This window comes from Pantoea wallisii (genome assembly GCF_002095485.1).
Classification (GTDB): Bacteria; Pseudomonadota; Gammaproteobacteria; order Enterobacterales; family Enterobacteriaceae; genus Pantoea; species Pantoea wallisii.
In genome coordinates this window covers 1-12,816 of record NZ_MLFS01000058.1, presented here as the reverse complement: position 1 = coordinate 12,816, position 12,816 = coordinate 1, and the positions used below count along the sequence as shown (strand labels likewise).

Sequence of the window (12,816 nt, the reverse complement as noted above, 5' to 3'; positions counted from 1 at the left end):
ACCCTACCAAGGTTATCGTCGCCCGCCCCATCCAGGGTCGCCATCAATGGCGACCAGGAAACCCATTGCCGCGCGATTTACCGCGCCAACCTCACGTCTTAACCAAACCTTCCCGTGATGTAATCTTCGGTGCGCCGCGCTTTGGGAGAGGTAAAAATCCGGTCGGTTTCATCAAACTCTACCAGCTGCCCATTGTGCATAAACGCGGTGTAATCAGAGACGCGTGCCGCCTGCTGCATGTTATGCGTCACCAGCACCAGCGTGAAGTGCTGTTTCAGCGTGGTCATCAGCTCCTCAATCACCAGCGTTGAGATTGGATCAAGCGCAGACGTTGGCTCATCCAGCAGCAGTACTTCCGGCTCAATGGCGATGGCGCGCGCAATCACCAAACGCTGCTGCTGTCCGCTGGAGAGCGTAAGCGCATTTTGCGCCAGCTGATCTTTCACTTCACCCCACAGCGCGGCGGCACGCAGCGCTCGCTCGCAGGCCTCATTCAGTACCCGGCGGTCGCGCACCCCTTGTAAACGTAAGCCGTAAACCACGTTCTCGTAGATCGATTTCGGGAAGGGGTTGGGCCGCTGAAACACCATGCCGATACGGCGGCGCAGCGCCGGCAGATCCTGATTCGCCTGCATAATTGCGTGCCGATCGAGCAGAATCTCGCCCTCAATGCGGCAGCGATCAATCACATCATTCATGCGATTAAAGCAGCGCAGCAGCGTCGATTTACCGCAGCCGGAGGGGCCAATCAGCGCCGTGATTCGGTTCTTCGGGATCTGCAGATCAATACTGTTCAGCGCCTGGCGCTCGCCGTACCACAGCGACAGCTGGTTAACGGTGAGCGCAATCTCATCATCGGACGTCATCTTAAACCTTTATTAGTGCGTCATAAGCCGATAGCGCTCGCGCAGCCGGTGGCGCAGCGCCATTGCCAGCAGATTAAGCGACAGAATAATTACCACCAGCAGCAGCGCGGTAGCGTAAACCAGCGGGCGATCGGCGTCGATATTCGGGCTCTGGAACGCCAAATCGTAAATCTGAAACCCCAGATGCATAAATTTACGATCGAGATGCAGATAGGGGAACACCGCATCCACCGGCAGCTCCGGTACCATCTTCACAACCCCGACCAGCATCAGCGGCGCCGTTTCACCCGCCGCACGCGCCACCGCCAGAATCAGGCCGGTGAGCATCGCCGGTACCGCCAGCGGTAATACCACGCGCCACAATGTCTCCGCCTGGGTTGCCCCCAGCGCCAGCGATCCCTGGCGCAGATTATCCGGAATGCGCGATAGCCCCTCTTCCGTTGCAACGATCACTACCGGCAGGGTCAGCAGGGCCAGCGTCAGCGCTGCCCACAGCAGGCCCGGCGTACCAAAGGTTGGATTGGGCAACGCGCTGGAGAAGAACAGCTGATCGAGCGTGCCGCCAATCAGCCAGACAAAAAAGCCCAGACCAAACACGCCATAGACAATCGAGGGGACGCCCGCCAGATTGACCACCGCAATACGGACCAGCCGGGTCAGCGCGTTACGCCCGGCGTACTCATGCAGCCAGACCGCCGCTACCACGCCCAGCGGCATGACGATCACTGACATCAGCAGCACCATCAGTACGGTACCGAAAATCGCCGGAAGTGCGCCGCTTTCACTCTCCCCGGCCGCCGGTGAGTCGCTGACAAACCGCCACACCTGGCTAAAGAAGTGCTGCACCTTCTGCATCAGGCTCAACTGGTTGGGATACCAGGCATCCACGATCTGCGCCAGGGGAATAATGTGGTCGTCGCCCTGCACATCGCGCAGCACCAGCGTATCGCGCTGGCTCTCGTGCTGCAGGTGCTGCAACTGCTGCGCCAGCGCAGCAAAGCCCCTGTGCAGCGCCGCACTATTGGCATCCAGTTCGGACTGATCCTGCAGGCTAAAAGTGCCGTTGCGCTGCTGCTCGTCGGCGTGCTGTTGCAGGGACTGCAGCTGCGCGTTGAGGCGCGCCATATCAATACGCCGAATGTCGCTGGCCTGACGCAGCTGTTCATGAACCTGCATCAGCCGCTGATGGAGCAGCGCTTCACGGTTACTCGCCGTCAGCACTTCATTATCTTCCCGCAGCGCCACCAGCCAGCCGTAAGCGTTACCGCCGCTGCGCCGCTGCAGCACCAGCACATCTGCCGGTTGCCGGGTTTTCGCGGCGCCCTGGCTGTAAAGCACGCGAAAATCGGGCGCGGCAAAGTCACGGTTGCCGGTCTTCACCACATAGCGCCACCGATCGCCCTGCTGCTGTTTCTGCAGCGTTTCGCCCAGCACCATCACCGCTTCACCCCTTGGCGGCTGGAACCGGTACTGATCGACCGGCTGCGGCCAGAAGGCGCGAACGCCCTGCCAGCCCAGCAGGCCAATCAGCAGCGTAAACGCCAGCAGACAGACGGCTACCGCACCGGCCGTTAGCCAGCGCCAGCGATCGTTTTGTTGCATCGCGCTCATCCCTGCCCCTCATGCTGGCTGTATCGCTGGCGCAGACGCTGCCGAATCAGCTCGGCGAGCGTATTAATCAGTAAGGTGAAGATCAGCAGCACCAGCGCGCTCAGGAACAGGATGCGGTAGTGCGCGCTGCCCGCCGCCGCTTCCGGCATCTCTATGGCGATATTAGCTGATAGCGCGCGCAGACCGGCAAACAGGCCCCCTTCGCTAACCGGCGTGTTGCCGGTTGCCATCAGCACGATCATGGTCTCCCCTACCGCGCGCCCGAAGCCAATCATCAGCGCGGCGAAAATGCCCGCCGATGCTCCCGGCAGGACAACGCGCGTCAGGGTTTGCCACGGCGTGGCCCCCAGAGCCAGCGAGCCCTGACCAAGCGCGCCCGGCACGCTGAACAGAGCATCTTCGGCAAGAGTGAAAATCAGCGGGACCAGCGCAAAGCCCATCGCCAGCGCGGCCACCAGCAGGTTGCGCTGCTCGTAGTGCACCAGCTGTTCGCCGGCATGCGGCCATAGCTGGGTGGAGAGCCACAGCGTCAGCAACGTTACCACCAGCAAAACCGGCAGCAGCAGAATCACCTCAATCCCCGGTCGCCGTAAGCTTGCCGGCAGGCGCGCACTGAACACGCCACACAACAGCAGGGTGGCGGCCAGCACCAGCGGCAGCACCAGCACGCCGGCCAGTGCGCTGCTGATGTGCGGAGCCAGCCAGACGCCGGCAATTAAACCGATCACCACGCTCGGCAGCGCGCCCATCATCTCAATGCCCGGTTTCACCCAGCGGCGCAGGGCCGGCGACATAAACCAGGCGGTATACATCGCCGCCGCCAGCGCCAGTGGCGTGGCAAACAGCAGCGCCAGCACAGCCGCTTTAAGCGTGCCGATCACCATCGGCACCAGACTGAATTTGGCCTGATAGCTGTCGCCTGCGGCCGTGGATTGCCATACCCAGTCCGGCTGCGGATAGTTTTCATACCAGATTTTCTGCCACAGGTTGCGCCAGGTGAAATCCGGCCATGGGTTGTCCAGCGTAAACTGCTGCCACGCCCCGGCGCGCTCCACAATCAAACGATCGCCCCGCGGCGAGAAGGCCAGTGCCTCAATGCCTGGCGCCAGCTGACGGTGAAGAATCGGCCCCGGCTGCTTGCTGGCAAACAGCGCGACTTCGCCCTGCGCGGTAAAGGTGGCAAACACGCGGCGCTGCGGCTCCGGCACGATGCCCTGCACGGCATGGCTGTGTGCAAAGGTGTGGATCGGCTGCAGGCGCGGACCGCGATCGCCGGTGACGGCAAACCACTGATGCACGCCGCGCCGATCCTGCACCAGCAGCGTGCGACCGCCGGCCAGCATGTGCAGACTTTGCGCCGGCTGCGCCAGGGTTTGCGTCTCACGCAGCTGCGCGCCGTCAGCGCTGATTTGCCATACGTACAGCAAGCGCCCGACAGTGGCATACAGCAGCTGACCATCCGGCGACAGCAGTAACTGCTCCGCCTGCTGCTGCGGCAGCAGAATCTGGCTGACGGTTTTCTGATCGGCCAGGGTTAAGATGCTGATACCCGCCGGGGTTTGCGCGGCAATGCGCCACTGGCTGGCGTTCAGTGAAGTCAGCGCCATCTGGCTCACTGCGCCCTGCGGCAGCCGCAACGGTCGATCGCCAAGCGGGAAATACCACTCGCCGTGCTGATGGTGGATCAGCGGTTGCAGCAGCAACAACCCGCCCTGCACGTTAAGCAGTACGCTACTGCTGTTGCTGCTGTTGACCGCCGCATCCGGCTGACCACTTAGCGCCAGCGCTTCGCCGGCCGGCTGACCGTCAAGCGGAATAAAACGTGCCTCATTGCGGCTGATGCGCCAGCCAAGCTGCCCGTCGCTGCCCAGCGCCAGCGCCGGGGCTTTGTCCCAGAGCTGCAGGTTGACCGTTTGATGCATGCCGGGCGCGCTGAACAGCGGCAGCACCACCCATATCAGCCAGAAGAACAGCAGTAACATGAGCAGTAAAATTCCCACGCCACAGGCCGTCACCGCACGCCGCACGAACTGATCGATGGCACGTCGACGACGGTCACTAAAGTGGACAGGAATACGATTTATGCTCATGCAGGCCAGAGTAGCAGGTGAAGTTTAGCCGCTATGTTGCCCGTAGCTGATTGATAAGACAACTGTTGAGGTTGGACAAGCCTGCCATACTCTCGCCATAATGATGACGGACACTGTACGGAGCCGCATTTTTGCGACATTTCCGCAGGACAATCCGTCCAGCAACAGCATCACGGAGTCAGAATGGGTCAGGAAAAGCTGTATATAGAAAAAGAACTAAGCTGGTTAACCTTTAATGAACGTGTGCTGCAGGAAGCTGCAGACAAAAGCAATCCGCTGATTGAGCGCATGCGCTTCCTCGGCATCTATTCCAATAATCTTGAAGAGTTCTATAAAGTGCGCTTCGCCGATCTGAAACGTCGCATTCTGATTGGAGAGGAGCAAGGCACGCCGACAACGTTACGTCATCTGCTCAAGAAAATTCAGCTGCGGGTACAGAAATCGGATCAGGAGTTCGATGCGCTGTATAACGATCTGCTGCTGGAGATGGCGCGTAATCAAATCTTCCTGATTAACGAACGTCAGCTGTCGCCCAATCAGCAGGAGTGGCTGCGTTACTACTTTAAACATCAGCTGCGCCAGCACGTTACGCCCATCCTGATAAATCACGACACTGACCTCATCGAGTTTCTTAAAGACGATTACACCTATCTGGCGGTCGAGATCATCCGCGGCGACGCTATTCGCTATGCGCTGCTGGAGATCCCCTCGGATAAAGTTCCACGCTTCGTTAACCTGCCGGCGGAGTCTCCGCGCCGTCGCAAGCCGATGATTCTGCTGGATAACATCTTGCGCTATTGCCTGGATGAGATCTTTAAAGGCTTCTTTGATTACGATGCGCTGAATGCCTACTCAATGAAGATGACGCGCGATGCCGAGTACGATCTGGTGACGGAGATGGAGTCGAGCCTGCTGGAGTTGATGTCCTCCAGCCTCAAGCAGCGTCTGACCGCAGAGCCGGTGCGCTTTGTTTACCAGCGCGATATGCCGGATGCGATGGTAGAGATGCTGCGCCATAAGCTGTCGATCTCCTCTTACGACTCCATCGTGCCGGGCGGCCGCTACCACAACTTCAAGGACTTCATCGGCTTCCCGAACGTAGGTAAAGCCAACCTTGAGAACCGTCCGCTGCCGCAGATTCGCCATATCGGCTTTGATGGTTTCCGTAACGGCTTTGATGCGGTACGTAATCGCGATGTGCTGCTTTACTACCCGTATCACACTTTTGAACATGTGCTGGAGCTGCTGCGCCAGGCTTCGTTCGACCCGAGCGTGCTGGCAATTAAGATCAATATTTATCGCGTGGCCAAAAACTCGCGCATCATGGATGCGATGATTCATGCCGCTTACAACGGCAAGAAAGTGACGGTGGTGGTTGAGCTGCAGGCGCGCTTCGATGAAGAGGCCAACATCCGCTGGGCGAAACGCCTGACCGAAGCGGGCGTGCACGTGATTTTCTCTGCGCCTGGTCTGAAAATTCACGCCAAGCTGTTCCTGATCTCGCGTCGCGAGGGTGACGAAGTGGTGCGCTATGCGCATATCGGCACCGGTAACTTCAACGAAAAAACCGCGCGCATCTATACCGACTATTCGCTGCTGACTGCCGATGCGCGTATTACCAATGAAGTGCGGCGCGTGTTCAACTTTATTGAGAACCCCTACCGCCCGGTGACCTTCGAACATCTGATGGTGTCACCACAGAACTCGCGTGCCATGCTGTATCAACTGATCGACTGCGAGATCGCCAATCAGCAGCAGGGCAAGCCGTCCGGTATCACATTAAAAATCAATAATCTGGTGGATAACGGTCTGGTGGATCGCCTGTATGCAGCCTCGGCTGCCGGGGTGAAAATCAACCTGCTGGTACGCGGTATGTGCTCACTGATTCCGGATTTACCGGGCATCAGCGAAAATATTCGCATCACCAGCATTGTTGACCGCTACCTTGAGCATGACCGCGTCTATATTTTTGAGAGCGGCGGCGATAAAAAAGTGTTCCTGTCTTCCGCAGACTGGATGACGCGCAACATCGATTACCGTATCGAAGTGGCGGTTTCCGTGCTCGATCCGCGGCTGAAACAGCGCATACTGGATATCATTGCCATCCTGTTAAGTGATACGGTGAAAGCCCGCATCGTAGACAAAGAATTGAGTAACCGTTATGTTCCGCGCGGCAATCGCAGGAAGGTGCGATCGCAGCTGGCGATTTACGATTACATCAAGAAACTGGAACAACCCGAATAACGCCTATGCCAATCTCCCATAAAAGTACGCCGAAACCGCAAGAGTTCGCTGCTATCGATCTCGGCTCTAACAGCTTCCACATGGTGATTGCCCGTGTGGTTGATGGTGCCCTGCAGATTCTGGGGCGCCTGAAGCAGCGCGTGCACCTGGCCGATGGGCTGGATGCGCAAAATCGCCTGAGCGAAGAGGCCATTGAGCGCGGGCTCAGCTGCCTGGCGCTGTTCGCCGAGCGCCTGCAGGGCTTTAGCCCGGCTAACGTCACCATTGTCGGCACGCATACGCTGCGCATTGCCAGTAATGCGGAGGATTTTTTACAGCGCGCCGCAGAGGTGATCCCCTATCCGATTGAGGTGATCTCCGGGAATGAAGAGGCGCGCCTGATTTTTATGGGTGTGGAACACACGCAGCCGGAAAAAGGCCGCAAGCTGGTGATCGATATCGGCGGCGGCTCCACCGAGCTGGTGATTGGTGAAGATTTTGAGCCACAGCTGGTAGAGAGCCGCCGTATGGGCTGCGTCAGCTTCGCCAATCTCTACTTCCCCAAAGGGGAGATCTCTCAGGATAACTTCCGGCGCGCGCGCCTTGCCGCGGCGCAGAAGCTGGAGACGCTGGCGTGGCAGTATCGCCTGCAGGGCTGGCAGTATGCGCTGGGCGCCTCGGGCAGTATTAAAGCCGCCTGCGAAGTGCTGCGGGAGATGGGTGAAAAAGAGAAGCGGGTGACGCCGGAAAATCTCGAGATGCTGGTGAGTGAAGTGCAGAAGTATAAAAGCTTTGCCGCACTGAGCCTGCCGGGTTTGTCTGAGGAGCGCAAAGCGGTATTTGTGCCGGGTCTGGCGATTCTGTGTGGCGTGTTTGATGCGCTGGCGATTCGCGATCTGCGCCTGTCCGATGGCGCACTGCGCGAGGGTGTGCTGTATGAGATGGAGGGTCGCTTCCGTCATCAGGATATCCGCAGCCGTACGGCGCAGAGCCTGGCAAACCACTACGCGATTGACAGCGATCAGGCGCGGCGCGTGCTGGAGACCACCGGTCAGCTGCACAGCCAGTGGCTGGAGCAGAACCCGAAGCTGGCCAATCCGCAGCTCACCGCGCTGATGGAGTGGGCCGCGATGCTGCATGAAGTCGGGCTGACCATCAACCACAGCGGTATGCAGCGCCACTCGGCCTACATCCTGCAAAACTCCAACATGCCAGGCTTTAACCAGGATCAACAGATGCTGCTGGCAACGCTGGTACGCTTCCACCGTAAAGCGGTGAAGCAGGATGAGATGCCACGCTTCACGTTATTTAAAAAGAAACAGTTCCTGCCGATGATTTTCCTGCTGCGCCTCGGCACCCTGCTGAACAATCAGCGCCAGGCGACAACACGCCCGGATTCGCTGAAACTGACCACCGATGATGGCCACTGGACGCTGACGTTCCCGACGGGTTTCCTGAGCCAGAACACGCTGGTGCAGCTGGACCTGGAGCGCGAGCAGGCGTACTGGAGTGACGTCACCGGCTGGAAACTGATGCTGGAAGAGGAGTAATGCGGGCTGCCGGCCCGCTGTAGCACTATGACAACACGTTCCGATCACTATTTCGCTGAGAAATATGGCCTGACGCCGCCGCACTCCGAGGTGCTGGCGGCGCTGCCGAAGCTGGAAGCGGGTAAAGCGCTGGACCTCGGCTGCGGTCAGGGCCGTAACAGCCTGTTGCTCAATCAGCATGGCTTTGATGTCACCGCCTGGGATAGCAATCCCGTCAGCCTTGAGCGCCTCAACGGCATTATCGCCGCCGAGCAGCTGCAGAACATCCGTACGGAGCTGTGCGATCTCAATCAGGTGCGTTTTAACGGTGATTACCAGTTTGTGTTATCAACCGTGGTGATGATGTTCCTGCAGCCGGAAACCATTCCGCAGCTGATTGCCGACATGCAGGCCAGCACGCGGAAATATGGCTATAACCTGATTGTGGCGGCCATGAGCACGGAGGATTATCCGAACTCGCAGAACTTCCCGTTTACCTTTAAATCCGGTGAGCTGAGCCACTATTACCGTAACTGGCACATCGTTAAGTACAATGAGGATATCGGCGAGCTGCACCGCCGTGACGAGAACGGTAACCGTATCAAGTATCGCTTTGCGACGCTGCTGGCGCAGAAAGCCAGCTATTGAGAGCCGGGTCGCCCTGAGCGTCATTCCGATCGGTTAAGCAAGTAAACGCGTAATTAACCTGGTGCGCATAAATGCGCACCTTACGTAAACCACGCACTTATGGCGACCGGAAAGCGCTAAAGCGGCCTTTTCTTGGTTGTTTTACTGATAGCGATCATCACGCCCTGTACTTTTCCTGCTCATTTTTCACACAGCAATTGACCTCATCCGGCAACTGTGCCTAAATGTCGCCATCGCCCAATCGGGCATTAACAGGAACCACCCCGCGTGAATAGCGCCATCTCTGCACGAAGACGTCCCAAAACCGGCACAATGACCCGTATTGTTTTGCTGATCAGCTTTTTTATTCTGGTTGGCCGCCTGATTTTTATTATCCCCGGTGCCATTGAGCATCATCAGCAAAAGCAAGCCACGCCTGAACCTGTCACATTGAGCACCAGCGAGACGCGCTAAGGAATCTGCGGGTCATCGTCGCCTCATCACATTGTCTGGCAAGACAATGCTGCTTGTTACGCCCGATTTATCCGCAACGCGCTACACTTTGACCTGACTTTACAGACACAAAGGACGCGTTATGTCTGCTTCGCACGCACAACAATTAACTGAAACCCGCCAACGTATTCTCCATCTCCTGCTCAGCGAACACGATTTAGTCGATGTACTGCTGGATAAATCTGTCGATCTCAACGCCGCTGAACTGCGGGAAATTACCGGCTGGCGTCAGCAGCTGGAAGAGGGACTGGAACAGCTGCACGCAGCGGATTTAGCCGACATCCTTGAAGCCCTGCCGGAGGAGGAGCGTCTGGCGCTGTGGCGCCTGGTGCCCAGTGAGCAGCGCGGCCGCGTGCTGGTTGAAGCCTCCGAAACCGTATGGGCCAGCCTGACGGAAGGTATGACTGATCGCGAGATTCTGCGGGCTATCGAGCCGCTGGACATCGACGATCAGGTATATCTGGCCCGCTATCTGCCGCGCGATCTGACCGGGCGGCTGCTCACCACGCTGGAACCCAACCTGCGCGCGCGCCTGCTGGATGTGATCGAACTGGATCGCGATCGCGTCGGGCAGATCATGGATTTCAACATCCTGACGGTGCGCGCTGACGTGACGCTTGCGACGGTGCAGCGCTTCTTACGCAAGCGTAAAAGCATGCCGGGCGGCACCGATAAAATCTTCATTACCGATGAGCAGAATCAGCTGCTGGGCGAGCTGGCGCTGACCGATATCCTGCTGAATAAACCCAAAACGCTGGTGGCTGACGTCATGAACGCCCACCCCACCACCTTTCAGCTGAACGATCAGGCAGAGGATGCTGCCAGCGCGTTTGAGCGCTATAACCTGATCTCAGCCGCCGTGACCGATGCCAGGGGCAAGCTGATTGGCCGTATCACCGTGGAAGATGTGATTGACCTGGTCAATGAAGAGAACGAGAGCAATATCCGTAAGATGGGCGGTATCAGCCAGGGTGAAGATGTGTTCGCACCGGTGCGCAAAGCCGTCAGCAAACGCTGGGCCTGGCTGGCGATCAACCTCTGTACCGCCTTTATCGCGTCACGCGTGATTGGCCTGTTTGAAGAGACCATTTCACAACTGGTGGCGCTGGCGGCGCTGATGCCGATTGTGGCAGGGATTGGTGGCAATACCGGTAATCAGACCATCACCATGATCGTGCGCGCTTTAGCCCTGCATCAGGTGGAACCGGGCAACTTCTCGTTCCTGATTGTGCGTGAACTGGGCGTTGCGTTGCTTAACGGCCTGTTCTGGGGCGGTATCATGGGCGGCGTAACCTGGCTGATGTACGATAATCTGCAGCTGGGCGGCGTTATGATGCTGGCGATGGTGCTGAATCTGCTGCTGGCGGCGCTGATGGGCGTGCTGATACCGCTGATCATGACGAAAATGAAGCGCGATCCGGCGGTGGGCTCCAGCGTACTGATCACCGCCATTACCGATACCGGCGGCTTCTTTATTTTCCTTGGCCTGGCAACGCTATTTTTGCTGCCGCACTAAGGCACAAAATCATGTGCACGCCATAAGTTAGCGCCTTACACTCAGGCAGTATCATTAACCAGCAGGAGAGACAGTATGTTTAACGTGGACGATTTTGTACAGTCAAAAACCGGCGGCCCGAAGATGCAGGTGCTGCGCACAGAGGGCGATATGCTGTGGTGCGCACGCGTTGATGATCCGGTCAAACACGAGATCGAAGTGCGCGCCGATACGGTGAATCTCTATCACGAAGACGGTGATTTCGGCGTGTGCTGATGCACCGAACCCGCGCCGCTACGCTGAGGCTCTCTCTTTGTGGCGGCGCGCGGTTATCATATGTGTCATCAGGGATTATCTTTCTGCAGATTGTCCTGCCCGATGCCGCCAATAAAGGGTAACCGCAGGCGCAGCGGCGTGAAATCCAGCCCCAGGTTCAACCCCAGCACGTTCACTTCCAGCCCCTCCTCCGCGCCAACCGTCACGCCTAAAACGCCGAGCAGTGAGAGCTGCACGCCGCGCCCCGAGGGCGGTAATCCCACCGGGTGCAGCAGCGAACGGTAATCCTTGCCAAGGGCATTCGCCGGGAGATCCAGCCTGAGTGCAGGCACTTCGCGGCCAATGTGTGCCAGAAACGTGTTGCTGTTGGGCCCTGGCCAGGCGTGATAAGTGGCAGGCCACGGATAGGAGTGTATCGCGGCCTCAATCTGCGGAATCATTGCCTGCGCGGCGGCACCGCGATGTTCCACCAGCACGCGCGGACGTGCGCCATACCAGTAGCCATCCGGCAGATTGCGGTTGAGGCGCACTTTATCGCCGCTGCCCCAGCTGATCACTTCATAGCGGTTATAGTGGGTCTCACCGGCGCGCTTGTAGATGATCCACGGGTGCACCGCCACCGCGCCCTTCCAGCCGTAAGTGGGCGCAGCGTACACCTGAACAATGGCTTCACTGGCGTAGCGCTGCGGATCGGGCGCCAGACCGGCTGAATCACGGCGCGCGGTGGCCCAGCCGCCCCGCTCGGTGGTCAGCTCACCGCTGCGCGTGGCCTGCGCCAGGCTGGCAGCCAGCGACAGCAGTACAATGGCAAGAAAAGAGAGCAAAACAATTTTGATCGACAACATCCGGTGACATCCTGGCGAGAAAAGGGCTGCCGCTATCATGCGCTGAAACGGCAGCCTTTGTATTCACCAACTGTGTTTTGACGCCCGGTCAGCGGATTTTAACCTAACCGGCAGCTGACTCAGGGCAGCGCGATGCCGCTAATTTCCGCACAGATCACCAGTAAACGCGCCTGCAGAGCCAGGTTATGCGCCTGGGGATTGGCCGCCAGCGGTTTCAGGTGATAAAAGTAGCGGCCGCTGACGCAGGCATCGGTGGCCAGCCACGCCTGGGTACGGTGTGCCTGATCCATATCATCCGGTGCGCCCGCGCCACCCATGTTGGTCGGCACCCAGCCGGGCTCCAGCGCATTGACATACAGATCCGGCCAGCGCCGCGACAGGGCAAAAGCCAGCATCGCGTTGTGCAGTTTGCTCTCGGCATAAGCCTGCGAAGCGTGCCAGCGCCGCTGCTGCCAGAGAATATCATCCAGCCGGGCTTCCACATGGTGATGCATACCTGAACTCAGATACACCAGCCGCTGTGGGCGCGTCATCAGCGCCGTCAGGATATAGGGCGCCAGCGTATTGATGGCAAAAAGATGGGGCAGACCGTCGGCAGTGAGCTGATGATGTTCACGATAGCCCACCGCCACATTGTGAATCACCGCATCAAATGCCCCCAGCGCATTCGCCTGCTGCGCCACCTCACGCGCGCCCGCGATGGTTGCGACGTCGCCCGTTACGATAGCGTCGGCCTGCGGC

The 12,816-nt window shown here is 58.6% G+C and carries 11 protein-coding genes; 6 read left to right on the top strand and 5 right to left on the bottom strand.

The genetic code is table 11. From position 1 onward, the window contains the following. Positions 1 to 98: 98 nt before the first annotated feature. Genes pstB through HA48_RS17660 form a run of 3 tightly spaced genes read right to left on the bottom strand, consistent with a single transcriptional unit; the run spans position 99 to position 4,567 of the window. Positions 99 to 866: a phosphate ABC transporter ATP-binding protein PstB gene (gene pstB / locus HA48_RS17670; RefSeq protein WP_128602495.1), complete on the bottom strand. Its 768-nt coding sequence runs from the start codon at positions 864 to 866 to the stop codon at positions 99 to 101. A 12-nt stretch (positions 867 to 878) separates the two neighbouring features. Continuing rightward, a complete protein-coding gene (gene pstA, locus HA48_RS17665) occupies positions 879 to 2,477 on the bottom strand; it encodes a phosphate ABC transporter permease PstA (RefSeq protein WP_128602494.1) in 1,599 nt (532 codons plus the stop codon). Then, positions 2,474 to 4,567: an ABC transporter permease subunit gene (locus HA48_RS17660; RefSeq protein WP_128602493.1), complete on the bottom strand. Its 2,094-nt coding sequence runs from the start codon at positions 4,565 to 4,567 to the stop codon at positions 2,474 to 2,476. Before HA48_RS17660 ends, pstA begins: the two co-directional genes overlap by 4 nt. A gap of 183 nt (positions 4,568 to 4,750) precedes the next feature. Here HA48_RS17660 and ppk1 point away from each other — a divergent pair, with 183 nt between their 5' ends. The 6 genes from ppk1 (at position 4,751) to HA48_RS17630 (ending at position 11,230) form a co-directional block, all read left to right on the top strand. After that, complete coding sequence (gene ppk1, locus HA48_RS17655; protein WP_128602492.1) at positions 4,751 to 6,811, top strand: polyphosphate kinase 1; 2,061 nt, start codon at positions 4,751 to 4,753, stop codon at positions 6,809 to 6,811. A gap of 5 nt (positions 6,812 to 6,816) precedes the next feature. Further along, positions 6,817 to 8,340, top strand: coding sequence for an exopolyphosphatase (gene ppx, locus HA48_RS17650; RefSeq protein WP_128602491.1), 1,524 nt, complete (start codon positions 6,817 to 6,819; stop codon positions 8,338 to 8,340). 27 nt (positions 8,341 to 8,367) lie between these two features. Further along, positions 8,368 to 8,967 (top strand): tellurite resistance methyltransferase TehB, encoded by a 600-nt coding sequence (gene tehB / locus HA48_RS17645; RefSeq protein ID WP_128602490.1) that lies wholly within the window; start codon positions 8,368 to 8,370, stop codon positions 8,965 to 8,967. 267 nt (positions 8,968 to 9,234) lie between these two features. Then, positions 9,235 to 9,420 carry a YfgG family protein gene (locus HA48_RS17640; RefSeq protein ID WP_128602489.1) on the top strand — a complete coding sequence of 62 codons (186 nt, stop codon included), beginning with the start codon at positions 9,235 to 9,237 and terminating at the stop codon, positions 9,418 to 9,420. 121 nt (positions 9,421 to 9,541) lie between these two features. Beyond that, positions 9,542 to 10,975, top strand: a complete 1,434-nt coding sequence (gene mgtE / locus HA48_RS17635; protein WP_128602488.1) for a magnesium transporter — start codon at positions 9,542 to 9,544, stop codon at positions 10,973 to 10,975. 75 nt (positions 10,976 to 11,050) lie between these two features. Further along, positions 11,051 to 11,230, top strand: a complete 180-nt coding sequence (locus HA48_RS17630; RefSeq protein WP_128602487.1) for a DUF2158 domain-containing protein — start codon at positions 11,051 to 11,053, stop codon at positions 11,228 to 11,230. Between the two features lie 68 nt (positions 11,231 to 11,298). On the opposite strand, the gene HA48_RS17625 is transcribed toward HA48_RS17630, so the two are convergent. Further along, a complete protein-coding gene (locus HA48_RS17625; RefSeq protein ID WP_128602486.1) occupies positions 11,299 to 12,075 on the bottom strand; it encodes a DUF3750 domain-containing protein in 777 nt (258 codons plus the stop codon). A gap of 119 nt (positions 12,076 to 12,194) precedes the next feature. Beyond that, positions 12,195 to 12,816 (bottom strand): Rossmann-fold NAD(P)-binding domain-containing protein (locus tag HA48_RS17620; protein WP_128602485.1); only part of this gene is annotated, 622 nt, incomplete at its 5' end.